This window comes from Asanoa hainanensis, from assembly GCF_900188485.1.
GTDB classification, from domain to species: Bacteria; Actinomycetota; Actinomycetes; order Mycobacteriales; family Micromonosporaceae; genus Asanoa; species Asanoa hainanensis.
The window spans coordinates 22,904-45,827 of sequence record NZ_FZPH01000034.1 but is presented as its reverse complement, the minus strand read 5'-3'; the positions used below and the strand labels follow the sequence as shown (position 1 = coordinate 45,827).

The window sequence follows — 22,924 nt, the reverse complement described above, 5'->3', positions numbered from 1 at the left end:
ACCCGGCCGGTTCTTGCGCGGGCGTGACCCGGTGTTGGGTGGCGCGGAGGCTGGGGTCGGGGCCGAAGTCCGTGGGGCGTGCGGGTTGGAACCCGCCCGGCTCTTGCACGGCCGTGACTGGGTGGCCGGTGACGCCGGGGCTGGCGTCGAGGCCGAAGTCTGCGGGGCGTTCGGGTCGGAACCCGCTGATCATCGACGTCGTGCTGTTCTCGGCCGACATCAAGAAGGCCATCCCGGCCGCGTTCGAACCGCTGAAGTGGAACGCCGCGGCGGCACATGCGGCCGGTGCGGCGCTCTTCCTGCTCGGGCACGCCGTCTTCCTGATGCTGCTGCGCATCCGGCAGGGGACCCGCACAGGCTCGTCTCGGCCACGCTGGTGGCGCTCGCGCGGACGACGAGCGTTGAGCCGAAGCGCTGGCCGGGATCGCCGACCCGATCCGCAAGGTACGAATGGCGGTGTAGACGTGGGGCTACGCGCACTTTCCGACCGGATCCTCCACGGCCGTGACCGGGTGGCCGGTGACACTGGCATCGAGGCCGAAGTCTCTGGGGTCGTTCGGGTCGAAACCCACCGCTTCTCCCAGGGCCGCGGCCGGGTGACGCGCAACGCTGAGGCCGACGTCGAGGCCGAAGTCCCGGTGGCGCTCGCGCCCGAATCGCCCTCTTCTCCGGCCGCGACTGGAGCGACCGTGGCAACAGGCAGCGCTGGGGTTGGCGTGGTGGCCGATGTCCGTGCCGTGCTTGCGCCCGAACCCGCCGCCTGTGCTGTGGCCGCGGCCGGCGTGAAAGGCAACGTTGAGGCTGGCGTGGTGGCCGATGTCCATGCCGTGCATGCGCCCGAACCCGCCAACCACCCGGCGCCCGTGACCGGGGGAACCGGCAGCGCTGGGGTCGACGTGGTGGCCGATGTCCGTGCGGTGCTTGCGCCCGAACCCGCCGCCTACCCGGCGCCCGTGACCGGGGGAACCGGCAGCGCTGGGGTCGACGTGGTGGCCGATGTCCGTGCGGTGCTTGCGCCCGAACCGGCCAACAACCCCGCGGCCGTGACCGGGGGAACCGGTAGCGCCGAGGTCGACGTGGTGGCCGATGTCCGTGCGGTGCTTGCGCCCGAACCCGCCACCTTTGCTGCGGCCGGGGCCGGCGCGACCGGCAACGCTGAGGCTGGCGTCGAGGCCGAATTCCGTGCGGCGCTCGCGCCCGAACCCGCCACTTCTGCTGGGGCTGCGGCCGGCAACGCCGAGGTTGATGCCGCGGCCGGGGACAGGTTTGGCGGCTGAGGGATCTGGCCTCCCGCACGATCCGCGGTGGCTGTTGGGGGGTGGGAGCAGTGGGCGCCGCCGGCCGAGCGGCGTAGACGCTCGGCATGACGCCGGATCAAGCCCCAGCGCCGGCGCCGTTCGTGATCACGGCGGAAATCGTCGGCCGCTGGTGAATAACTGCGGGAGGCGGTGCGATCCCGCATTGCAGCCAGCTCTGTTGTGGTGAATAACTGAAGCTGCCGCATGCATTAATTGTATCGCATCCGAGCCCGGAAAACCCGATTTGATCATGCCAATATGTTCCGCAATTAAAACTGCGCCGACCCCGCCTCATCCGAGCCTTCCGTGGACCGGGCCAGGCGGGCGAGCGCGCGCCAATCTGCCGCCAGGTGGCAAAGTCGCGGGCTTCGTCTGTATTTCGACAGTGCCTACACCGGCAAGCGAAAGGCTTAGCCGATGTGGCGGCCACCGCTGAGTCAATTGCGCCGAGCCCATTCCGGTTGAAGCTCGGAAAGGACGGTTAAATTCGCTCGAATCTTTCCCCATAACCGCAATCGGGGGCCCAACGCGGCGTTTTACGTGCAGCAGGTACGCACGGCGCTCCGACGGGTTGTGGTCGGTCCTCCGTCGATCGGGCGATGGGCGCGGCGCTGGGTGGTACTGGTCGAAGGCGCTTCTCAGCAGCCCTTCGCTCTGGGCCAGTGCAGGCAGACGGGTCTCCAGGGCGTGCACGCGGGCGGCTGGGATGTCGCCCTCGACGACGGCGACCGTGACGGCGACCATGACCGTGACGGCGATGGCGACCTCGACGGCGACCGTGACGGCGGCCATGACTGCGGCGGCGATGGCGACCGCGACGGCGACGGCGACCGTGGCCTCGACCGTGATGGCGACCGTGAACGTGGCCGCGACCGTGAACGTGGCCGCGACCGTGATGGCGACCATGACCGTGGCGGCGACTACGACCGTGACGGCGATGGCGACCGCGACGGCGACGGCGACGGCGACGGCGACGGCGACGGCGACCGTGACCGTGGCGGCGACCGTGATGGCGACCGTGACCGTGGCGGCGACCGTGATGGCGACCATGACCGTGGCGGCGATGGCACGGCGACCCTGGCGGCGGCGGCGAGGTCGGCGGTGACCGCCGTGACGGCGACGGTGACGGTGGCGGCGATGGCGACGGTGACCGCGACCGGCGATCAAGCGTCGCTCAGCATCGACAGGGCCGCACCCAGCCGGCCGGTCGGCAGTTCGGGGCACTGCGTGGTGCACCGGCTGGTGTGCGGCGGCGCCCGCCTGGCGCTGCGCGGCCATCGGCACCAGCGGCGTCAGTTGCGGAAGTCGCCAGCCGTGCTCGACATGGTGAAGTCGAACCGGCCGCGCCCGTAGTAGCCCGAGTGCGTCCTCGTCACCGCGGACTCGACGACCCGCCAGCCCGCCGGCCGGTCCGGCGCCGAGCGCCATTCGGTGGGCGAGCCGATTAGCAGGTCGCCGTTGCGATCGCTCAGGCCGGGGCCAGGCGGCGCAGGAACTGCTGCGTGCGGGCCTCGACCGGGTTGTCGAGGACCTGCTCAGGTGAGCCCTGTTCGAGGATTCGGCCCGCGTCCAGGAAGCAGACCCGGTCGGCTACCTGCCGCGCGAAGGTCATTTCGTGGGTGGCCAGCACCATCGTCATGCCGTCGGCCTTCAGATCGCGGATCAGGTCCAGGACCTCTCCTACCAGCTCCGGGTCCAGCGCCGACGTCACCTCGTCCAGCAACAACAGCCTCGGGGAGTTGACCAGGGCGCGGACGATCGCTACCCGCTGTTGCTGCCCGCCTGAGAGTCGGTCCGGGAACGCGGCGGCCTTCGATGCGAGGCCGATCCGGTCCAGCAGTGCCAGCGCCTGCGAACGCGCCGATGCCGCGGGCCGCTTGTGGACCCGCACCGGCGCCAGGGTGATGTTGTCCAACACGGACAGGTGCGGGAACAGGTTGTACGCCTGGAAGACGATGCCGATCTTGCGGCGTACCAGGTCGGGGTTGATCCGTGGGTCCGTGATGTGCGCGCCGTCCAGGTGGATCGTGCCGTCGTCGAGATCCTCCAGCAGGTTGACGCAGCGCAGCAGCGTCGACTTGCCCGAGCCGGACGCGCCGATCAGGGCGACCACCTCGTGCTCGGCCACGTCCAGGTCGAGCCCGTCGAGAACGACCGACGGCCCGAACAGCTTGCGGACGCCCTGGCAGGACAGCACGGCAGTCATCGGCTGGCCTGCCGGCGGGCGGCCCGCAGCGTCACCCAGTCGGTGACCGCGATCAGCGGGATGGCGAGCAGCACGAACAGCACCCCCGCGACGATGTACGGCGTGTAGTTGAAGTGCTCGGCGGTCGAGATCTGCGCCGCGCGCACCGCGTCGATCGGCCCCGCCAGCGACACCAGGCCGACGTCCTTCTGCAGCGCCACCGTGTCGTTGAGCAGCGGCGGCGCCACCCGGCGGACCGCCTGTGGCAGCACCACGTGGCGCATCGCCTGGCGGTAGGTCAGGCCGAGCGAGCGGGCCGCCGCGACCTGGCTGGGATGCACCGACTCGATGCCCGCGCGGAACACCTCGGCGAGGTAGCCCGAATAGGTCAGCACCAGCGCCAACCCGCCGAGCACCAGCACCGACGGCATGCCCTGCAGGCGCAGCCCGGGCACGCCGAGGGTGAGCACGTAGATCACGATGATCAGGGGCAGGCCGCGGAACGTGTAGGTGTAGCTGGTCGCCAGCGCACGGACCGGGAAGAAGACCGGGCCACGCAGGGTACGCAGCAGCGCGATCACCAGGCCCAGCGCGAGCGAGCCGACGGCGCAGAAGACCAGCAGCCGGACGTTGAGCCAGAGCCCGCGCAGGATGTCGGGTAGGGCGTCCGCCGCGATCGTCGGGTCCAGGAACGACTGCCGGACGCGGTCCCAGCCGGGCGCGCCGGTGACCGCGACGACCAGCAGCACGCCGAGCACCGCGGTCGACGCGGCGGCCACCAGGATCGACCGGATGCTCTGGCGTCGCCGCCAGGCGATCCGGTCGAGCTGGACGGCCGAGAGCGGCGGAGCGCCGTCGGTCACGAGAGTTCGGGCGCGCCCGCCGTGTCGGCGAGCCACTTCTTTTCGAGCTCGGTGAGCTGACCCGCGTTGCGGAGCTGGTCGACCGCGTCGCTGACGCACCTGGTCAGCGGCGAGCCCTTGTCGAGCAGCAGGCCGAACGTCTCCGGGGTGCCCACCTGCGGCAACTGCCCGACGATCTTGCCGTCGGTCAGCTCGGCGGCGGTGATGTAGAACGCCGTCGGCAGGTCGACCACGAGGCCGTCGATCTGGCCGTTCTCCAGCGCCTTCTTGGCGTCGTCGTTGGAGTTGTAGACCTGCGGCTCGGTGCTCGGCTTGATCAGCTCGGCCACCGCCTGGTAGCTGGTCGTGGCCACCTGTGCGCCGAGCTTGGCCGTCTTGAGGTCGGCGACGGTCTTCGCGTTGGCGATCTTCGACGACTTCAGCGAGATCACGGTCTGGCGGACAAGGTAGTACGGCGACGAGAAGTCGACCGCCAGTTGGCGCTCCGGGGTGATCGAGAACTGGTTGACGTCGAAGTCGAACGCCTTCGGGCCGGGCGCGATCGCGTTGTTGAACGTGACCCGGGTCCAGGCCACATCGGACTTCGCGAAGCCCAACTTCTCGGCGACGGCGTACGCGACCGCGGCCTCGAAGCCCTCGCCGGACTCGGGCTTGTTGCCGACCACCCACGGCTCGTACGCCGGGTCGTCGGTCGCGATCGTCAGCTTGCCCGCGGTCTTCGTCTGGAGGGAGTCCTTGGTGCAGGACGCGGCGGCCGACCCCGACGGTGCGGTCTCCGGCGTCTCCTCGGGCGCGCAGGCCGCGAGAGTCGTGAGCAAGGCGGCCGCGACCGCGACCGCGAGGGGGGTAGCTCGCCTGGACATGGTGGACAGCTTAGAGACGCGGGCGGTAAACCAGGTAGGTCCGTCGTGCGTCATCATCGCGTGCGAACCGAGACGGCGCTACGTCCCCGGAGGGGCATGGCCGACCGACCGTCCACCGAATGGGACGCCGACCAGGCGGTCACCCATCTCTTCGGCGCGCACTACCGCCAGATGGTCCGGCTGGCCAGCCTGCTGCTGCACGAACGCGGCCTGGCCGAGGAGATCGTGCAGGACGCGTACGTGCGGCTGCACTCGCGCTGGCACAAGCTCCGCGAACCCGACAAGGCCCTGGCCTACCTGCGGATGACCGTGGTCAACGGCTGCCGGTCGGCGTTGCGGCACCGCCGGGTCGTCGACGCGCACCTGGCCGCGAGCCGCCCGCCGCCGGACGTGCCCAGCGCCGAAGCCGGTGCGCTCGACCTGCTCACCCAGGCCGCGGTGGTCGACGCGATCCGCCGGCTGCCGACCCGCCAGCGGGAGGCGATCGTGCTGCGCTACTACGTCGACCTGTCCGAGGCGGAGATCGCCGAGGCGATGGGGGTCAGCCGCGGTGCGGTCAAGAGCCACGCGTCGCGGGCGGTCGCCGCCCTGCGCCCGATCCTGGAGCGGCTGTGATGACCCCCGAGGAGACGATCCGGCGCGCGCTGGAGGCCGCGGCGTCCACGGTGGAGGTGCGGCCCGACGCGCTCGCCGCGATCCGGGCCCGCACCCGGCGGCGGCGCGGCCGGGGCTGGATCCCGTGGGGCGCGGGCCTGGCTGTGGCGACGGCGGCGGCCGTCACGATCCTCGTCCTGCCCGACGCGCCACACCCGGACCCGCCGCGTCCCGGGGCCCCGACCACCACCGCCGCCGCGACTCCGACGCCGGCGGCCGGGCCGCTGCTGGCCGTCTACTACGTCGGTCCGAGCCGCGACGACGCGCTCGTGCGCGAGTTCCACCGGGTCGCGCCCGGGTCCGACGCCGTGCGCTCCGCGCTCGCCCTGATGTTCGGCACGGCGCCGCTGGACCCCGACTACGCGTCGGCGTGGCCGGCCGGCACGACGGTCCGCGGCGTGACCGTCGCCGGTGAGGTGGTCACGGTCGACCTCGGCGGTGCCACCCCGCCGTCCGCGATCGCTGCCCAGCAGCTGGTCTGGACTGTGACCGCCGCGAGCGGTCTTCCGGGGGTACGGATCGGCGACGGCGACGTGCTGCGCCGGGCGCCGGCTGTGGACACCCTCGCGCCGGTCTGGCTGATCAACCCGCAGGAGGGCGAGGTCGTCCGGGGCGGACGGGTCGACGTACACGTGGCGGGTTTCGGGTCGACCGCGCGGCTGGAAGTCACTCCTGGCGCCCGGGGACAGGATCTGACCCTCCGTGGGGGCAGCCCCGCGCAGCGTGAGGCGCAACTCACACTCTCGCTTCCGCCGGGCACGTACACGCTGACCGTGACTGTTGACGGGGTGTCGGACGACCACACCGTGGTGGTCGAGTAGGGGCGACCACAGCGTGGAACGGGGCCAGGTCGGTTCGGCTTCGGCGGCGCTGCCTGGTTGGATGGCTGCGTGAAGACGTTCGAGGAGCTCTTCGTCGAGCTGTCGGCGAAGGCCGAGGCCGGCACGCCGGGCTCGGGCACCGTCGCCGCGCTCGAGCGCGGGGTGCACGCGATCGGCAAGAAGGTCGTCGAGGAGGCGGCCGAGTCGTGGATGGCCGCCGAGCACGAGGGTCCGGAGCGGGCCGCCGAGGAGATCTCGCAGCTGCTCTACCAGACCCAGGTGCTGATGCTGGCCAGCGGCCTGAAGTTGGAGGACGTGTACCGACATCTGTGAGCCCCGCTCACGGACCGGCACACCTTTCTTCCGACAGGAGTCTTCCCGAAATGCTGCGCATCGCCGTGCCCAACAAGGGCACCCTCGCGAGTCCCGCCGCCGAGATGCTGCGCGAGGCGGGCTACCGCCAGCGCACCGACCAGCGCGACCTGGTCTGCCGCGACGAGGTCAACGACGTCGAGTTCTTCTACCTGCGGCCGCGTGACATCGCCACCTACGTCGGGTCCGGCGACCTCGACCTCGGCATCACCGGGCGCGACCTGCTGGTCGACGCCGGCAGTCCGGCCGACGAGCTGCTCGACCTCGACTTCGCCGGCGCGAGCTTCCGGTTCGCCGCGCACCCGTCGACCATCACGACCGTCGACCAGATCGCCGGCCGCCGGGTGGCCACGTCGTTCCCCGGCGTGGTCAACCGCTACCTCACCGACAACGGCATCGCGGCCGACGTGATCCGGCTCGACGGCGCGGTCGAGAACGCCATCCGGCTCGGCGTGGCCGACGTGGTCGCCGACGTCGTGGAGACCGGCGCGACGCTGCGGCAGGCCGGGCTGGCGGTGATCGGCGACCCGATCCTGACCTCGTCGGCGCTGCTGATCGGCCGCGACCCGGCCACCGACGGCCGGCGCGGCGGCGCGGTCGCGGCAGGGGCGGTGGCCCAGCTCGTCCGGCGCCTGCAGGGCGTGCTGGTCGCGCGCCGCTACGTGATGCTCGCCTACGACGTCCGGGCCGACCTGCTGGAGCAGGCGACGATGCTGACGCCGGGCATCGAGTCGCCGACGGTCTCGCCGCTGCACCGCGAGGGCTGGGTGGCCGTACAGGCGATGGTCCTGCGATCGGACGTGCACAAGATCATGGATGAGCTGTACGACCTGGGCGCCCGCGCCATCCTGGTGACCGGCATCCACAACTGCCGCCTGTAGATTGAGCTGCCATGGACAGCGCACCGGTCAGCTTCCGCCCCCAGCGGGCGCGCAAGGTCGCGATCGGCGCGGCCATCGCGGTCGTCGTCGTCTTCACGGCCGTCAGCTTCGGCCTGACCGGCTCGACCGGCGACAGCACGACCGCCGTCTTCCAGCGCGGTGACCAGACCGCGATGATCGGGCTCGGCATCGCGTTCGCCGCCGGCATCCTGCTCTTCCTGCGCCCGCGCGTCGAGGCCGACGCCGCCGGCATCCGGATCCGCAACGTGATCGGCTCGTACGACCTCCCCTGGGAGGTCGTGCGGGCGATCCGCTTCGACGGCGGCGTCTCGTTCGCGAGCGCGGAACTGCACGACGACGAGCTCATCACGATCGTCGCCCTACAGGTCGTCGACAAGGAGTACGCCCTGGGCGCCGTGCGCTCCCTACGCGCACTGCTGGCCGCACACCAGGCCGCGGCCGCTGTCCCGGCCGAGCCGGCTGCCGCAGAGCAGGCCCCGGCCGAGCAGGCTTAGGCCTGCGCTGCCTTCATCGACGCGGAGGCCAGCGGGGCCAGTTCCTCGTGGCTCCAGGTGAACGAGCCGTCTCGTAGGTCGGCCAGCGTGGTCTCGACCCAGGTCAGCTCCGCACGGGTCAGCGCGCGGGTGTAGTCGTCCTCGATCGCGATGATGCGGGGCAGTGGGATCTCCAGCTTCGCGTCCTGGTCGGCCAGCCGGGCCGCCAGGTGGGCGCGGCGCTGTTCGAGCAGGTCCGCCGTGGTCTCCGGGGTGAGCATCAGCAGGAACGACAGGGCCGCCGGGAACTCCGGGAACTCGTTGCGTGGGGTCGAGACGATCTCGGCCAGCCACTGTCGGGTGGCGGCGCGGCCCGCGTCGGTGACCTCGTACGTCGTGCGCTCCGGGTAGCGCTCGTCGCGGTCCGTGCCGGTCGTCGTGATCAGGCCGGCCTCGTCGAGCCGGTCGATCATGCGGTAGAGGCTCGCGCGCTGGCCGACGTTGACCACCTGGTCCTTGCCCCATTGCTTGATCAACCGCTGGATCGCGTACGGATGCATCGGTCCGGTTTCCAGCAGGCTCAGGATCGCGAGCGCCAGTGGGGAACGGCGAAAGGTCGAAGTCACCACCTCAGCGTAGCAGTGCTATCAGTTTACAAATGACTAGTTGCGTTGCAACTAGATTCCGTGCCACTATTTCGGCATGACAGAGATCGAGATGACCACCGGAACGGTTACCTCCGCCGACGGCACGACCATCGGCTACTGGAAGACGGGTCGCGGCCCGGCCGTCGTGCTGCTGCACGGCAGCATGGAGTCGGCCCGCAGCCACACGCTGCTGGCGAACGCGCTCGCCGACGAGTTCACCGTCTACCTGCCGGACCGCCGCGGTCGCGGCCTGTCCGGCCCGCACCGGCCCGACCACGGCATCCAGACCGAGGTCGAGGACCTGGCCGCCGTCGTGGAGGCGGCCGGCGCGCACCTGGTGTTCGGCGTCAGCGCCGGCGGGCTCGTCACCCTGGAGGCCGCGCGCCGGATCCCGGCGATCCAGAAGGTCGCCGTCTACGAGCCGGCGCTGTTGACCGATGGCACCAAGCACACCGACTGGCTGGCCCGGTTCGACGCCGAGCTTGCCTGCGGGGACGTGGCGGCCGCGATGATCACCAGCATGTACGGCCTGGACCTCGCGCCGCCGATCTTCAAGGTGTTCCCGCGCCGGCTGCTGGCCGCCCTGACCACCATGCTGATGAACAAGGAGGACCGCGCTGCGGCCCCCGACGCGATCACCATGCGCAAGCTCGCCCCGACAATCCACTTCGAGGGCGTGATCCTGGCCGAGGCGGCCGACTCCGTCGACGCGTTCCGTGACCTGCGCGCCGAGGTGCTGCTGATGGGCGGGTCCAAAGGGCTGGCCTTCCTCGAGCCGGCCCGCGACGCGCTGGAGGCGACCCTCCCGCACAGCCGGCGTGTGGAGTTCCCGGGCTTCGATCACGGGGCGTCCAGCGACCCCAGCAACACCAACCAGGACGGCAAGCCCGAAAACGTCGAGCGAATCGCCCAGGAGATCCGGACATTCTTCGCATCGGTCCGCGTACACCCCTGATGCCGCGCCGCAGGCATGGTGTTATGGGAGCTTGGCGGCGGTCGAACAGGTGAAGCCTCGAGGCGGCCCCGCCGGCGCGCTGCTGGCGGAGCCGTGGCTCTGGGCACTCCTGATCATGTTCGGCGGGGCGACCATCGCGATCCTCGTGGGTCCCGCGCCGGCGATCGCGTCGTGGTCGACCCAGGCCGCGCTCTACATCGTGTTCACGGTGCTCTCCTGGCGGCTGTCCACCAGCGGCACCCGGTCCCACCGCTCGCGGCGGTTCTGGCGGGCGGCCACCGTCAGCGGCGTCATATATTTCGTGGCCGCGCTGCTGCGTACGGTCGACGAGATCGTCGCACCGGGTCTGCAGAGCACGGCCTGGACGGCGCCGTCCGCCCTGTTCACCGTCGGTTCGGCCTGGCTGCTGGCGGCCATGCTCACCGGGCTGCCCTACAACGGCGGGCTGGTGCGGCGCGAGCTGTGGATCGACGCGGGCACGGTCATGGTGGCGGCCGGGGTCTTCATCTGGACCATCGCGCTGACCGGCGAGAACAGCGCCGAGGGGGCCGAAGAGGTCGTCTGGACCGCTGTCGGCGCCGTCATCCTGCTGGGCTCGGCGTTCGCGGTGACGCAGCTGTTGGTCACGGGAATGGCACCGTTCGCGGTCGTGGCGGGTGTGGTCATCGGCATCGGCGCAGCCCTGCACGGCCTGGAACGCGCCCTGAACCCCCAGGTCATGGACGCGGACGACGGGCTGCTGGTGCTGGTGCTGCGGCTGGTGCCACCGCTGCTGTTCGCGGCCGCGCCGGCCCTGGAGCGGTTGGGCCCGGCCGCGCTGACGGTGCTGCAGGGTCGGCGGGTGCGGGTGTTCGCGCCGTTGGTCGCGCTGGCGACCACCCAGGTCCTGCTGATCGCCCAACTGTCCGACGAGGGTCTGACGGCGCGCAGCTGGGGCACCGCGATGGGCACGGTGGCGATCGCCGGTTTGATCATCCTGCGCCAGGACCTGCTGCTGGTCGAGAACGCCCGCCTGGTCGGCCAGCTCGACCGCACCGTCGAGACGGTCGGCAGCCGGGAGCGCTGGTTCCGGTCGCTGGTCGAGCACGCCTCGGACTGCACGGTGGTGCTCGACCGCCACGGGGTGGTCACCTACGCCACGCCGGCCATGGATCCTGTGCTCGGCCGCGACCCGGCCGCCTCGGTCGGCCGGCCCATATCCGAGTCGCTGCATCCCGTCGACCCAGGGCGGCTGCGGTCCCTGCTCGCCCCGATGCTCGCCGGGTCGTCGGCGACGGAGGACGACGAGATCGAGGCCCGCCGTTCCGACGGCACCTCGGTCTGGCTGAACGTGATCGCGACGGGCCGGCTCGACGATCCGGCGGTCGAGGGGGTCGTGCTCAACATCCGCGACGTCTCGGACACCGTCACCCTGCGGAACCGGCTGTGGCACGACGCGAGCCACGACCAGCTCACCGGGCTGGCCAACCGCGCGCTGTTCAACGAGCGCGCGGAGGCATTGCGCGACGCCGGCTCGCGGGCGGTGCTGCTGCTCGACCTGGACCAGTTCAAGGACGTCAACGACCAGCTGGGCCACCAGGCCGGCGACGAGCTGCTGCGGATCGTCGCGCAGCGGATCCGGCACAGCGTGCGCCCGGACGACACGGTGGCTCGCCTCGGCGGCGACGAGTTCAGCGTCATCCTGGCCGACACGACCGAGGCCGACGCCGCGGCGACCGCCCGGCGGATCGTCGACACGCTCGCGCGGCCGGTCACGATCGGCGCGCAGACCGTGCACCCGGCGGCCAGTGTCGGCGTCGCGGTGAGCACGGACAAACCGGTGGAGGCATTGCTCCGGGACGCGGACGCGGCCATGTACGCGGCCAAGCGCCGCCACTCGGGCACCGAGGTCTACCGACCCTAGGCCCGCAGCGGCGTGGGGCGGTGAACACTGACGTCCGGGAAGGAGCCGTCGCCGAACAAAATCCGGGCGGCGGCGGCTTGGCCGGCCGGGCTGTGCAGGAAGGCGACCGCTGCCTCGGCGAGCAGGGGCGAGCGGATCCCGGCGAACGCGCGGCGGAGCAACAGCCGGCCCCGGAACCGGGCGCGCAGCGCGCCACCGTCGTACCCGCGCAGCACGCCCTCGTCCCCGGTCCGCAGGAACTCGGCGGTGACGGCGGCGGCGAGGTCGGACATCCGCAGGCACGGGTCCAGGCCGCCGGCGGTCAGCGGCGACACGTCGCCGGCCGCGTCCCCGACGAGCAGCCCGGCCGGGCACGCCAGCCGGCGCAGCACACCGCCGACCGGGATCGGCCCGCCGCGGCGCTCGATCGGGCCCGTCGGCGCCGCCCGCCCAGGCGCGTCGGCGGCGAACGAGTCGAGCAGGTGGCGCAGGCCGGACCGCATCGCGGCCGGCGAGCCCGCGACGCCGACGTGGGCGTGCCGGCCGTCGTCGATCACCCAGCCCAGGTAGCCCGGCGCCACCCGCGGGTCCAGCACGCAGTGGAACACCGGGGCGCGACCGGTCGGGGCGATCGGATGGACGAGCTCGGCGCCGACGATGAACCGCCGGTTGACGTCGAGGCCGAGGTCGCGGGCCACCCGGGAGCGGGCCCCGTCGGCGCCGATCACGAAGCGCGCGGCCACGGGATCGGCTCCGGCGAACCGCACGAGGCCCGCCGCCACACCGATGTACCGGCTGCCCAGCCGGACGCGGACCCCGGCCGCCTCGGCCGCCGCCCGCGCGTGCGCGTAGACGCCGGGCATGTCGGCCACCCGGTACTCGTCGCGGTCGCTGACGAGCCGCACCGGCGTCCGGCGCGACGGTGGGTAGATCAGCACCTCGCGCACCCCGGGACCGAGGAGCCGGCCGGGCAGGTCGAAGTCGTCGAGGGTGCGGCGGACGAAGATCCCGGTGGTACGGATGCCGGTCGCCAGCGACGAGCGCCGGTCGACCAGGAGCACGCTCAGCCCACCCAGCGCCAGCCGCCGGGCGGTGTGCAACCCGGCCAGCCCCGCACCCACGACCAGCACGTCGACGGTCTCCACAACCGGGACCGTAGGACCGGCGACCGCCCACGACGACGTTCTGCACGCCACCCGCCACGAAACTTCACGAAGCCAACACCGTCGGGCGGTTTGGCGGCTGACGTCCGATCTCGATGGGGTCGGTGCCCCTTTTCGCGGGTTCGCGTCCGACCTGGTAACCTTGTGGTCGTCGACCATGCCGTCCGTGTGCGTGAAGCATTCGGGTGGCGGTGAAGCGGAGCGCCTGCTCCCACCCGAGCCTCGATCGCAGAGAGCCGGGTCCGGTCACCGGAAGGCGAGCCTACGTGGCTCCCGTCCGGCAGTGCACCTTTGCGTGCCGACCGGTCGAGCGGGCCCTGGCATGCGCCGGGGCCTTCTGCTTCTCCTCGGTTGGCACAAGCTGCGACCGCAGCGACAGACATGGCAACGAGGAGGCCTCATCAGCGTCGAACCACGCGTCAACGAGCAGATCCGGGCACGAGAGGTCCGACTGGTCGGTCCTGAAGGCGAGCAGGTGGGCATCGTCCCCCTGGAGCGTGCACTTCAGCTGGCGGCGGATGTAGACCTGGACCTGGTCGAGGTTGCGCCCATGGCGCGCCCGCCGGTGTGCAAGCTCATGGACTTCGGCAAGTTCAAGTACGAGAGCGCACTGAAGGCTCGCGAAGCACGGCGTAACCAGCAACAGACGGTCATCAAGGAAATGAAGCTCCGTCCGAAGATCGACCCGCACGACTACGAGACCAAGAAGGGTCACGTCGTGCGGTTCCTCAAGGCCGGAGACAAGGTCAAAGTGACGATCATGTTCCGTGGTCGCGAGCAGAGCCGTCCGGAGCTTGGCTACCGCCTGCTGCGCCGGCTCGAGTCGGAGATCTCGGAACTGGGATATGTCGAAGCCGCTCCTAAGCAGGACGGCCGCAACATGATCATGGTGTTGGCTCCGCACCGGGCCACCAAGGCCGCTGCGGTGGCCGCGAACACCAAGGCGCCGACGCGCGAGCCGCGTCCGGAAGACGCCGAGGTGACTCCGGCTGCGACTGCCGGGCCCGCCGGAAATCCCGGCGAGTGACAGGGGAGAAGACGTAACAAGATGCCGAAGATGAAGAGCCACACCGGCACGGGCAAGCGCGTCCGCGTCACCGGGGGCGGCAAGATCGTGCACGAGCCCGCCGGTAAGCGGCACAAGCTCGAGGGCAAGTCCTCGACCCGTACCCGTCGGCTGTCCGGCACCGAAGAGATTTCGAAGGCCGACACCAAGCGCATCAAGAAGCTGCTCGGGCGCTGACGCGCGCCACCGACCGAAGGAGAACATTCGATGGCACGCGTCAAGCGGGCGGTCAACGCCCAGAAGAAGCGCCGCACATTGCTCGAGACCGCGAGCGGATACCGCGGTCAGCGCTCCCGCCTTTACCGCAAGGCCAAGGAGCAGGTGCTGCACTCGATGCAGTACGCGTACCGCGACCGGCGCGACCGCAAGGGTGACTTCCGCCAGCTGTGGATCACCCGCATCAACGCGGCCGCCCGCGCGAACGGCATGACCTACAACCGGCTGATCCAGGGCCTCAAGCTCTCGGGGATCGAGGTCGACCGCAAGATCCTGGCCGACCTGGCCGTGCACGACGAGGCTGCCTTCGCGGCCATCGTCGAGGTCGCCAAGGCCGCCGTCGCGGCCGAGGGCACGGGTGCGCAGAAGGCCGCCTGAGCGATTGGCTCAACAGCACCACCAGCGACCCGGGGTTGCTCCGTTCACCGAACGGACGCCCCGGGTCATTGCTGCGCGCCGACTTCAGCGGCGACGCGAGCGCGACGAGTCCCGCCTGTTCCTGGCCGAGGGTCCACAGGCGGTCCGTGAGGCGATCGCCGCCGACGCCGTCAAGGAGCTCTTCGCGACCGCCGAGGCGGTCGAGCGCCACCCCGACCTGACCAAAGACGCCACCCTGGTCACGGACGGCGCCATCGCCGCGCTGGCCGAGACCGTCGCACCGCAGGGGCTCGTCGCGGTCTGCCACCAGCCGGGGGTACGCCTGCAAGACGCGCTCGCCAAAGCGCCGAGGCTGGTCGCCGTGCTGGCCGAGATCCGCGACCCGGGCAACGCCGGCACCATTCTGCGCACCGCCGACGCGGCCGGAGCCAAGGCCGTCGTGTTCGCCGGTGACGCCGTCGACCCGTACAACGGGAAATGTGTCCGGGCGTCAGCGGGCAGCGTCTTCCACACGGACCTGGTCCGGGACGCCGACCCGGCCGCGACCGTCGAGAGCCTGAAGGCCAGCGGCCTGACCGTGCTCGCGGCCACGGGATACGGCGACACCGACCTCGACGACCTCGCCGACACCGGCGGCCTCGCCCGACCCACCGCCTGGCTGTTCGGCTCCGAGGCGCACGGCCTGCCCGACGACCTCCTGGCCGCCGCCGACCACCGTGTCCGGGTGCCGCTCCACGGCCGCGCGGAAAGCCTCAACCTGGCCGCGGCGGCCGCTGTCTGCCTCTACGCGAGCGCCCGAGCCCTGCGCCGCCCCGCCGCCGGTCGCCCGTAGACTTGCGAGGTTGTCGGGAACCCGGCGTTTCCGGTTCAGTAGGTCATTCGAGGTGGGAGGTGGGTTGTGGAGGTCACGCGGATTGCCTGTTCGGCCCGCCTCAACCCCGGCAAGTTCGAGGCTCTGCTAGAACAAGCGCGCCGATTGGGTCGGGTCCGGTCGCTGGCGTGGCAACTGTTCGGCTCCATCAATGCCGCGCCGTGCACCGGGCAGGATCTGCGAAACCTGTGGATGCGGGATGGCACCTGCCAGACCTTCGGCGTCGCGGCAAACGCCTGGAAGGAAACGCTGCGCGACGCTCTCGACGACATTGCTGCCAGCCGCGAGTCAGCGAAGGCAGCGGTCAGACGTGCCGTGGCGAAAAGGCCGGTCGTGGACCAGGAACGGTGTTACCGATTGCTGAAGGCGAACCGGTGGACCGAGGACCGGTGGTTGTCACGGCAGATGCGTCAGCAGTGGAAGCGCGGCAAGAACCACACTCATAACCAGATCATCATCCGGGCAGACAAGGTCAGCACATTCGTCCTCGTCGAGGGCGGCGACGTGTGGTTGAAGGTCCCCGGGATCGAGCCCCGACGCCCGGTTGCCGTCCCACTCAACACGAAGATCGCACCGCAGGGGACGCTGCGACTGATCCTGCGCCATGGACGGGTCGAGGTTCACCACCAGGTCGACGCCGACACCATGCGAACCTCGCACCGGCCCTGCGGAACCCGCACGGTCGGAGTCGACAAGGGCTACACCGAGGTATTGACCGACTCCGACGGCGATCATCATGGCGAACGCCTTGGCATGTTGCTGACCAGTGAGTCGGACCGGATAACCGACCGCAACCGGCGGCGGGCCAGGCTCCGGTCGATCGCCAACACCGCCTCAGAGGCGGGCCGGCTCGCGAAGGCAGCGCGGGTTCGGGTGAACAACCTCGGCACCATGAAGCGGGACCGGCAAGCTGCCAGGTATCGGGCGCAGGTCCGCACAGAGATCTTTACAGCTGTGCATCGTGTTGTGGACAAGGCTGAGATCGTTGTGGCCGAGGACCTGACCAAGACATTTAGTGGGCGCAGGTCATTTGGGAAGAAGACGAATCGTCGCCTCGCGGCATGGACCAAGGGTGTCACCGCAGAGGCGCTGACGAACGTGTCGGAGCGCAGAGGTTCTGCGCTCGTGCTGGTCAACGCCGCCTACACGTCACAAGTCTGTCCTAGGTGCGGAGGCTTCGGCAGCCGGGCCGGGGAACAGCTTTACTGCACCTCGTGCGGGGTCATGTGGCAGGCCGACCACGCCGCCGCGATCAACGTCCTGCGTAGACATGGTGATCCCGACATCACCCTCCGTACCCCGCACCAGCGGGTCAAGGAGATCCTGCGGGAACGGGCCGATCGCCAACGGATCAGACTGCCGATCCAGGACTCCAGCCGGTTAGGCGACGGCGGAGAGCGAAGTATCCGTTTACGCCCACACCTAGATCGGTGTGTGCAATGAACAGGGAAAGCGGAAGCAGAGTCATGTCCTACCGCAACGACCCGTACGACCCCAAGCAGGTCGCCTACCTCGACCCCGCAGCGCTCGACGCCGCGGTGGCCGAGGCCGACAAGGCGTTCGCCGGCGCGGCCGACCCGGACGCCCTGACCCAGCTGCGCCACCTGCACCTCGGCGACAAGGCGCCGGTCTCGTTGGCCCGGCGCGAGATCGGTGCGCTGCCGCCGGCCGCGAAGTCCGACGCCGGCAAGCGGGTCAACGAGGCCCGGCGCCAGATCCAGGACCTGTTCGACGCCCGCCAGGCGGCGCTGGCCGCCGAGCAGGAGCAGCGGGTGCTGGCCGAGGAGCGCGTCGACGTCACGCTGCCCTGGGACCGCCGCCCGCGCGGCGCCCGGCATCCACTGAGCACGCTGATGGAGCGCATCGGCGACCTGTTCGTCGGCATGGGCTACGAGATCGCCGAAGGTCCCGAGGCCGAGCTCGAGTGGACCAACTTCGACGCGCTCAACATCCCGCCGGACCACCCGGCGCGGGGCCTGATGGACACGTTCCACATCGCACCCCAGGGCAGCGGCCTGGTGCTGCGCACGCACACGAGCCCGGTGCAGGCGCGGGCGATGCTGACCCGCACGCCGCCGATCTACGTGATCGCGTCCGGCCGGGTCTACCGCACCGACGAGCTCGACGCCACCCACACCCCGGTCTTCCACCAGGTGGAGGGTCTCGTCGTCGACCGCGGCATCACGATGGCGCACCTGCGCGGCACGCTCGACCACTTCGCCCGGGCGATGTTCGGTCCGGACGCGCGCACCCGGTTCCGGCCGCACTACTTCCCGTTCACCGAGCCGTCGGCCGAGTTCGACATCTGGTTCCCGGAGCACCGCGACGGTCCACAGTGGGTCGAGTGGGGCGGCTGCGGCATGGTCAACCCGCGGGTGCTGCGCGCCTGCGGCATCGACCCGGACGAGTTCAGCGGTTTCGCGTTCGGGATGGGCATCGAACGGTCGCTGATGTTCCGGCACGGGATCAGCGACATGCGCGACATGGTCGAGGGTGACGTGCGCTTCACGCGCGCATTCGGGATGGAGCTGTAGATGCGGGTCGGACTGTCCTGGCTGCGTGAGCACGTCGACCTGCCGGCCGACATCTCCGCCGCCGACCTCGAGCAGGCGCTGGTCGGCCTCGGCATCGAGGTCGACGCCGTCGCCGACCTCCGGACGAGCGTGACCGGCGGCCTCGTGGTCGGCCGGGTGCTGACCGTCGAGGAGCTGACCGGCTTCAAGAAGCCGATCCGGTTCTGCACGGTCGACGTCGGCTCGGCGAACGGCACGGGGGAGCCGCAGGAGATCGTCTGCGGCGCCAGCAACTTCGCGCCCGGCGACCTGGTCGTGGTGATCCTGCCCGGCGGCGTGCTGCCCGGCGGCTTCGAGATCGGCGCGCGCAAGACCTACGGCCACATGTCGGCCGGCATGATCACGTCAGCCCGCGAGCTGGGCCTCGGCGACGACCACGACGGCATCATCGTGCTGCCCGCCGACACGACGGCAAACCCCGGCGACGACGCCCGCCCGATCGTCGGGCTAGACGACGTGCTGGTCGAGGTCGAGATCACCCCCGACCGGGGGTACGCGATGTCGGTGCGCGGCATCGCCCGCGAGCTCGCGCTGGCCCTGGGCCTGCCGTTCCGCGACCCGGCCCTGCACCCGGCGCCCGGCGCGACCGCCGAGCCGGCGTACCCGGTCGACGTGCGCGACCCGATCGGCTGTGACCGGTTCGCCGCCCGCGCGGTCCGGGGAGTGGACCCGGCCGCCGCGACGCCCGCGTTCATGGCCCGCCGGCTCACCCAGGCCGGCATCCGCACCATCTCGCTGCCGGTCGACATCACCAACTACCTGATGCTCGAGCTCGGCCAGCCGATGCACGCCTTCGACCTCGACCGGCTGCGCGGCCCGCTGGTGGTGCGCCGGGCGACGGCGGGGGAGAAGCTGACGACGCTCGACGGCGCCAACCGCACCCTCGACGCGGAAGACATGGTGATCTGCGACGACAGCGGGCCGATCTCGCTGGCCGCGGTGATGGGTGGCGAGACCAGCGAGGTGCACGTCGGCACGACCGACGTGCTCTTCGAGGCGGCGCACTGGGACCCGGTGATGGTCGGTCGCACCGCCCGCCGGCACAAGCTGTTCAGCGAGGCCGCCAAGCGCTGGGAGCGCGGCGTCGACCCGGCGCTGCCGCTGGTCGCGCTCGAGCGCGCGGTGACGCTGATGACCACGTACGGCGGCGGCACCACCGGCGACGAGATCCTCGACGTCGACGCGGTCCGCCCGCGTACCCCCGTCGACATGGCGGTCGACCTGCCCACCCGGCGGGTCGGCGTGGTCTACGAGCCGGCCCGCGTGGTCGGCCTGCTCGAAGCGGTCGGGTGCACGGTGACCGTCGACGGCGAGCGGCTCTCCGCCGTGCCGCCGACCTGGCGCCCCGACCTGACCGACCCGGCCGACCTGGTCGAAGAGGTGGTCCGCCTCGACGGCTACGACAAGGTGCCAGGGCGGCTGCCGCTGGCCCCGGCCGGCCGTGGCCTGACCGACGAGCAGCGCCGCCGCCGTTCGGTGGCCCGCGCGCTCGCCGAGACCCGGCACGTGGAGGTGCTCTCGTACCCGTTCGTCGGCACTCCGGCGCTCGACGCGCTCGGCATCGCCGACGACGACCCGCGGCGGTCGCTGGTCCGGCTGGCCAACCCGCTCTCCGACGAAGAGCCGTACCTGCGCACCACCCTGCTGCCGCCGCTGCTGGCCACGCTGCGCCGCAACGTCGGCCGGGGCGCCCGCGACCTCGCGCTCTACGAGGTCGGCGTGGTGTTCCAGGCGCGCTCCGGCGCCGGTGCGCCGCCCGCCATGGGCGTCGACGAGCGCCCGGCCGACTCCGTGTTCGCGGCCGCCGACGCGGTGGTCCCCGCGCAGCCCTGGCACGTCGCCGTGGTGCTGGCCGGCGAGGTCGAGCCGACCGGCTGGTGGGCCGGCGGGCGACCCGCGAGCTGGGCCGACGCGGTGCAGGCCGCGCGGACCGTGCTGGACACCGCGGGCATCCCGGAGGAGCGGGTCAGCGTCCGCTCCGCGGCGATCGCGCCGTGGCACCCGGGCCGGTGCGCGGCGATCGCGGTCGACGACGCGGTGGTCGGCTGGGCCGGCGAGCTGCACCCGGCCGTGGTCCGCGCGCTGGACCTGCCCAAGCGCACCGCCGCCGTCGAGCTCGACCTGGACGCGCTGCCGGCGGCCCCGGTGACACCGGCGCCGCGGGTCTCCGGCTTCCCGCCCGCCCTGATCGACGTGGCGTTGGTGGTCGGCGACGGCGTGCCGGCGGCCGATGTGCGACAGGCGATCGTGGACGGCGCGGGCGAGCTGCTGGAGTCGGTGCGGCTCTTCGACGTGTACGCGTCGGAGCAGCTCGGCGCCGGCCGCAAGTCGCTGGCCTACAAGCTGACCTTCCGCGCGCCGGACCGCACGCTGACCGTCGAGGAGGCCGTTGCGGCCCGCGACGCGGCGGTCGCCGCGGCGGCCGACCGGTTCGGCGCGACGCTGCGGGGCGCGTGACGGCGACCGGAATAGGTCGCCGTCTCACGTTCGGCTAGCCTACGGATGTTTCGAGTCCGGTGGCGCCGCGCGCCCTGACGCGGGGGTAGATGTGTCCACGGGAAATGTGCGTACGGACGTGCGCGTCCCTGACGCTCCGGTGCCGGCCGGGCCGCGCCTGGCCGGCTGGCTGCGCGAGCTGTTTCCGGAGCCGGCCGCCAACGGCCCCTCCGGCCGGGCGATCGCGCTCGGCGTCCTCGGCTTCCTGGCCGCGATGGGCATCAGCATCTCGCGTACCGGCGGTCCCGGAGCGCTGAACTCGATCTGGATCGAGGACGCGAAGCGCTTCTTCAACGGCGCGTTCAGCAACTCGCCGGCGACGCACGTCATCCTCGACCCGTTCAACGGCTACGTCCACGTCGGCCCGCGGATCGCCGCCGAATTCTCCTCGCTGTTCGGCGTCCGGTGGTCCGCTCCGGTGCTGACGCTGATCGCGGTCTTCCTGATCGCCTCGACCGCCGCGATCGCGTTCACCGCCAGCGGCCGGTTCTTCACCCAGTGGTGGCTGCGGCTGCTCGTGGCGGTGCCGGTCGTGATGGTCCCGGTCGCGCACACCCAGGCCGACAACGACATCGCGACCGTGCAGTTCTTCGCGTTCTACGCGATGTTCTGGGCGGTGCTGTGGCGGCCGCGCACGATCGGCGGCAAGGTGGTCGCCATCCTGCCGGTGCTCTACGCGGGCAGCTGCAGCATCCTGCCGGTCATGTTGCTGCCCCTGCTGGCGCTGCGGCTGTGGTTCGTCCGCGACTGGGTCACCCGCCTGATGGCCCTGGGCGCGCTGGCCGGGCTCGCGCTGCAGGGCTTCTTCACGGTCACCGGCCGGACCAGCCGCGACGGGATCGGCGACCCGGACTACAACCCCATCTTCCTGTTGAAGGAGTACGCCGGCACGGCCATCCCGCGGGCGCTGTTCGGTGAGAAGTGGCTCGGCGGACCCGGCACCACCGTCACCGGCGCCGTCGCGCCGCTGAGCATCGGCACCGCGGCGCACATCGTGCTCGCACTGGTCGCCTGGGCGATCGTGGCGGCGATCGTGCTGCTCGCCCTGCGGCGGATGACCCGCCCGCACTGGCCGCTCGCGATCGCGGCCGTCGGGGTCGGTGGGCTGTTCTTCGCGATCTCCGTCGGCAGCTTCGGCTGGACCCAGCCGCGCTACGTCATCCCGGTCGCGCTGCTGTTCTACGTGGCCCTGGCGGCACTGCTGCGGCCCGCCCCGCGGGCCGAGTCGGACAACGCGGTGGCCCGGCCTCGACTCGCGTCCCGGGTGCCGGTCCTGGCCTTCGTGGTGCTGCTCGCGGTCGTCTGCGCGGTCAACCTGCGGGGCCCGAACGGGCGCTCCGCGAGCCAGCCGTGGACCGAGACGGTCCGCCAGGCACACGCCTACTGCGACGTCCACGAGGGCCGGGGGACGTTCCAGTACCGCCACGACTGGTGGTACGTGCGGATCCCCTGCAACCGGCTGGGCTGAACGAGAACGAGGGGCCCGCCGCTCAGGCGGCGGGCTTCTCCGCGACCACGAACATCTGCTTGCCGAGGATCCGCCACGCCGGGCGCAGCCCGAGGTAGGCGCGGACGAACGCCGGGCGAACCTTCACCGGCGAGTCCTTGACCGTGTACGGCAGGAACCGCGGGATCACCTCGCGCGCTTTGAACCCGGCGAGCTCCAGGCCCTCCACGAGGCTGTTGTGCGTGAGCGGCAGGTGGTGGTCGAAGTAGTCCCAGTAGCGCTCGCCGACGAACCGCAGGTTGGGCATCAGCACCAGCAGGCGGCCACCCGGGCGCAGCACCCGGCGGACCTCGTGGAGCGTGCTCAGCAGCGCCCGCTTGTCGGGCATGTGCTCGAAGAAGTTGGACGTGAACACCACGTCGACCTCGCCGTCACCGATCGCCGCCATGTCGTCGCTCGGCGCGATGACCACCTCGGCGTCGGTGAACTTCGGGGTGTCGGGGTTCAGGTCGACCGCGATCTTCCGCTTCGCGTGGATCGCGTTGGTGAACTCGCACGTGCCCGCGGCCAGGTCGAGGACCGTGTCCTGCGGACCGACATAGCGGTCGAAGAAACCTCGGCAGAGCGCGTCCCACAGGACCCGCTTGCCTTCCAACTCCGCGGAGTCGAACCGGTTGTCGTAGAGCTGCGCCAACTCGTCGCCCGAGAAGTCCCGCTCATTCGTAGCCGCCACCCGAGAGACCTTAGAGGCTTTACGCGAAGGCGTGAAGCCGGGGTCGATGCGTCACACCGGGGTTGG

The 22,924-nt window shown here is 71.3% G+C and carries 24 protein-coding genes; 17 read left to right on the top strand and 7 right to left on the bottom strand.

Going from position 1 to position 22,924, the window contains the following annotated elements; all coding sequences use genetic code 11:
• Positions 1 to 193, bottom strand: a 193-nt coding sequence (locus tag CHC05_RS42225; RefSeq protein ID WP_218824826.1) for a hypothetical protein, incomplete at its 3' end; no start/stop codon positions are given.
• A gap of 7 nt (positions 194 to 200) precedes the next feature.
• On the opposite strand from CHC05_RS42225, the gene CHC05_RS41150 reads away from it, so the two are divergent.
• Both CHC05_RS41150 and CHC05_RS41945 read left to right on the top strand, forming a co-directional pair.
• Positions 201 to 1,277: a hypothetical protein gene (locus tag CHC05_RS41150; protein WP_144022991.1), complete on the top strand. Its 1,077-nt coding sequence runs from the start codon at positions 201 to 203 to the stop codon at positions 1,275 to 1,277.
• Positions 1,278 to 1,838: 561 nt separating this feature from the next.
• On the top strand, positions 1,839 to 2,651 hold the full coding sequence (locus tag CHC05_RS41945; protein WP_179266593.1) for a hypothetical protein: 813 nt from the start codon (positions 1,839 to 1,841) through the stop codon (positions 2,649 to 2,651).
• Positions 2,652 to 2,766: 115 nt separating this feature from the next.
• Here CHC05_RS41945 and CHC05_RS39890 read toward each other — a convergent pair whose 3' ends face one another.
• From CHC05_RS39890 to CHC05_RS39880, 3 genes are read right to left on the bottom strand one after another with little or no spacing between them, the layout of a single operon-like run.
• Positions 2,767 to 3,504, bottom strand: a complete 738-nt coding sequence (locus CHC05_RS39890; RefSeq protein WP_089255991.1) for an amino acid ABC transporter ATP-binding protein — start codon at positions 3,502 to 3,504, stop codon at positions 2,767 to 2,769.
• A complete protein-coding gene (locus CHC05_RS39885; protein ID WP_179266592.1) occupies positions 3,501 to 4,346 on the bottom strand; it encodes an amino acid ABC transporter permease in 846 nt (281 codons plus the stop codon). Before CHC05_RS39885 ends, CHC05_RS39890 begins: the two co-directional genes overlap by 4 nt.
• On the bottom strand, positions 4,343 to 5,209 hold the full coding sequence (locus tag CHC05_RS39880) for an ABC transporter substrate-binding protein (protein WP_089256013.1): 867 nt from the start codon (positions 5,207 to 5,209) through the stop codon (positions 4,343 to 4,345). Before CHC05_RS39880 ends, CHC05_RS39885 begins: the two co-directional genes overlap by 4 nt.
• Positions 5,210 to 5,305: 96 nt before the next feature.
• Between CHC05_RS39880 and CHC05_RS39875 the strand changes: the two genes are divergently transcribed.
• From CHC05_RS39875 to CHC05_RS39855, 5 genes are all read left to right on the top strand, one after another.
• On the top strand, positions 5,306 to 5,824 hold the full coding sequence (locus CHC05_RS39875; protein ID WP_089255987.1) for a SigE family RNA polymerase sigma factor: 519 nt from the start codon (positions 5,306 to 5,308) through the stop codon (positions 5,822 to 5,824).
• Positions 5,824 to 6,684 (top strand): GerMN domain-containing protein, encoded by an 861-nt coding sequence (locus CHC05_RS39870; protein ID WP_089255985.1) that lies wholly within the window; start codon positions 5,824 to 5,826, stop codon positions 6,682 to 6,684. The genes CHC05_RS39875 and CHC05_RS39870 overlap by 1 nt, the downstream gene beginning before the upstream one ends.
• Positions 6,685 to 6,753: 69 nt before the next feature.
• A complete protein-coding gene (locus tag CHC05_RS39865) occupies positions 6,754 to 7,017 on the top strand; it encodes a phosphoribosyl-ATP diphosphatase (RefSeq protein WP_089255983.1) in 264 nt (87 codons plus the stop codon).
• A gap of 50 nt (positions 7,018 to 7,067) precedes the next feature.
• On the top strand, positions 7,068 to 7,937 hold the full coding sequence (hisG, locus tag CHC05_RS39860; protein WP_089255981.1) for an ATP phosphoribosyltransferase: 870 nt from the start codon (positions 7,068 to 7,070) through the stop codon (positions 7,935 to 7,937).
• Between the two features lie 11 nt (positions 7,938 to 7,948).
• The gene (locus CHC05_RS39855) at positions 7,949 to 8,452 is read left to right on the top strand and encodes a PH domain-containing protein (protein WP_089255979.1); all 504 of its coding nucleotides are present in this window, start codon (positions 7,949 to 7,951) and stop codon (positions 8,450 to 8,452) included.
• Here CHC05_RS39855 and CHC05_RS39850 read toward each other — a convergent pair.
• Positions 8,449 to 9,057 (bottom strand): PadR family transcriptional regulator, encoded by a 609-nt coding sequence (locus tag CHC05_RS39850; protein ID WP_089256011.1) that lies wholly within the window; start codon positions 9,055 to 9,057, stop codon positions 8,449 to 8,451. The two genes, CHC05_RS39855 and CHC05_RS39850, sit on opposite strands and share 4 nt — an antisense overlap.
• 76 nt (positions 9,058 to 9,133) lie before the next feature.
• On the opposite strand from CHC05_RS39850, the gene CHC05_RS39845 reads away from it, so the two are divergent.
• Both CHC05_RS39845 and CHC05_RS39840 read left to right on the top strand, forming a co-directional pair.
• Positions 9,134 to 10,033 carry an alpha/beta fold hydrolase gene (locus tag CHC05_RS39845; RefSeq protein WP_089255977.1) on the top strand — a complete coding sequence of 300 codons (900 nt, stop codon included), beginning with the start codon at positions 9,134 to 9,136 and terminating at the stop codon, positions 10,031 to 10,033.
• Between the two features lie 49 nt (positions 10,034 to 10,082).
• Positions 10,083 to 11,936, top strand: coding sequence for a sensor domain-containing diguanylate cyclase (locus tag CHC05_RS39840; RefSeq protein WP_144022989.1), 1,854 nt, complete (start codon positions 10,083 to 10,085; stop codon positions 11,934 to 11,936).
• Here the strand turns inward: CHC05_RS39840 and CHC05_RS39835 are convergent.
• The gene (locus CHC05_RS39835) at positions 11,933 to 13,060 is read right to left on the bottom strand and encodes an FAD-dependent oxidoreductase (RefSeq protein ID WP_218824825.1); all 1,128 of its coding nucleotides are present in this window, start codon (positions 13,058 to 13,060) and stop codon (positions 11,933 to 11,935) included. The two genes, CHC05_RS39840 and CHC05_RS39835, sit on opposite strands and share 4 nt — an antisense overlap.
• 418 nt (positions 13,061 to 13,478) lie before the next feature.
• Here CHC05_RS39835 and infC point away from each other — a divergent pair, with 418 nt between their 5' ends.
• From infC to CHC05_RS39795, 8 genes are all read left to right on the top strand, one after another.
• Positions 13,479 to 14,105 carry a translation initiation factor IF-3 gene (gene infC / locus CHC05_RS39830; RefSeq protein WP_089256009.1) on the top strand — a complete coding sequence of 209 codons (627 nt, stop codon included), beginning with the start codon at positions 13,479 to 13,481 and terminating at the stop codon, positions 14,103 to 14,105.
• A 21-nt stretch (positions 14,106 to 14,126) separates the two neighbouring features.
• Positions 14,127 to 14,321 (top strand): 50S ribosomal protein L35, encoded by a 195-nt coding sequence (gene rpmI, locus CHC05_RS39825; protein ID WP_089255971.1) that lies wholly within the window; start codon positions 14,127 to 14,129, stop codon positions 14,319 to 14,321.
• Positions 14,322 to 14,351: 30 nt separating this feature from the next.
• Positions 14,352 to 14,738, top strand: a complete 387-nt coding sequence (gene rplT, locus CHC05_RS39820) for a 50S ribosomal protein L20 (protein WP_089255969.1) — start codon at positions 14,352 to 14,354, stop codon at positions 14,736 to 14,738.
• A gap of 4 nt (positions 14,739 to 14,742) precedes the next feature.
• Positions 14,743 to 15,570 carry a TrmH family RNA methyltransferase gene (locus CHC05_RS39815; protein ID WP_245871477.1) on the top strand — a complete coding sequence of 276 codons (828 nt, stop codon included), beginning with the start codon at positions 14,743 to 14,745 and terminating at the stop codon, positions 15,568 to 15,570.
• Positions 15,571 to 15,636: 66 nt separating this feature from the next.
• Entirely contained in the window at positions 15,637 to 17,052 is a 1,416-nt protein-coding gene (locus CHC05_RS39810) for an RNA-guided endonuclease TnpB family protein (RefSeq protein ID WP_218824824.1), read from the top strand.
• Positions 17,053 to 17,075: 23 nt separating this feature from the next.
• A complete protein-coding gene (gene pheS, locus CHC05_RS39805; protein WP_089255967.1) occupies positions 17,076 to 18,143 on the top strand; it encodes a phenylalanine--tRNA ligase subunit alpha in 1,068 nt (355 codons plus the stop codon).
• On the top strand, positions 18,144 to 20,639 hold the full coding sequence (gene pheT / locus CHC05_RS39800; RefSeq protein ID WP_089255965.1) for a phenylalanine--tRNA ligase subunit beta: 2,496 nt from the start codon (positions 18,144 to 18,146) through the stop codon (positions 20,637 to 20,639). It abuts the gene before it with no gap.
• A 118-nt stretch (positions 20,640 to 20,757) separates the two neighbouring features.
• Positions 20,758 to 22,146, top strand: a complete 1,389-nt coding sequence (locus tag CHC05_RS39795; protein WP_144022988.1) for a hypothetical protein — start codon at positions 20,758 to 20,760, stop codon at positions 22,144 to 22,146.
• Positions 22,147 to 22,168: 22 nt separating this feature from the next.
• Here CHC05_RS39795 and CHC05_RS39790 read toward each other — a convergent pair whose 3' ends face one another.
• On the bottom strand, positions 22,169 to 22,858 hold the full coding sequence (locus CHC05_RS39790; RefSeq protein WP_179266591.1) for a class I SAM-dependent methyltransferase: 690 nt from the start codon (positions 22,856 to 22,858) through the stop codon (positions 22,169 to 22,171).
• Positions 22,859 to 22,924 lie beyond the last annotated feature (66 nt).

Bases quoted from the DNA above. Each gene is read 5' to 3' on its own strand.
- CHC05_RS39890 (WP_089255991.1), bottom strand. From the start codon at position 3,504: ATGACTGCCGTGCTGTCCTGCCAGGGCGTCCGCAAGCTGTTCGGGCCG.
- CHC05_RS39880 (WP_089256013.1), bottom strand. From the start codon at position 5,209: ATGTCCAGGCGAGCTACCCCCCTCGCGGTCGCGGTCGCGGCCGCCTTG.
- CHC05_RS39875 (WP_089255987.1), top strand. From the start codon at position 5,306: ATGGCCGACCGACCGTCCACCGAATGGGACGCCGACCAGGCGGTCACC.
- CHC05_RS39870 (WP_089255985.1), top strand. From the start codon at position 5,824: ATGACCCCCGAGGAGACGATCCGGCGCGCGCTGGAGGCCGCGGCGTCC.
- hisG (WP_089255981.1), top strand. From the start codon at position 7,068: ATGCTGCGCATCGCCGTGCCCAACAAGGGCACCCTCGCGAGTCCCGCC.
- CHC05_RS39855 (WP_089255979.1), top strand. From the start codon at position 7,949: ATGGACAGCGCACCGGTCAGCTTCCGCCCCCAGCGGGCGCGCAAGGTC.
- CHC05_RS39845 (WP_089255977.1), top strand. From the start codon at position 9,134: ATGACAGAGATCGAGATGACCACCGGAACGGTTACCTCCGCCGACGGC.
- rpmI (WP_089255971.1), top strand. From the start codon at position 14,127: ATGCCGAAGATGAAGAGCCACACCGGCACGGGCAAGCGCGTCCGCGTC.
- rplT (WP_089255969.1), top strand. From the start codon at position 14,352: ATGGCACGCGTCAAGCGGGCGGTCAACGCCCAGAAGAAGCGCCGCACA.
- pheS (WP_089255967.1), top strand. From the start codon at position 17,076: ATGTCCTACCGCAACGACCCGTACGACCCCAAGCAGGTCGCCTACCTC.
- pheT (WP_089255965.1), top strand. From the start codon at position 18,144: ATGCGGGTCGGACTGTCCTGGCTGCGTGAGCACGTCGACCTGCCGGCC.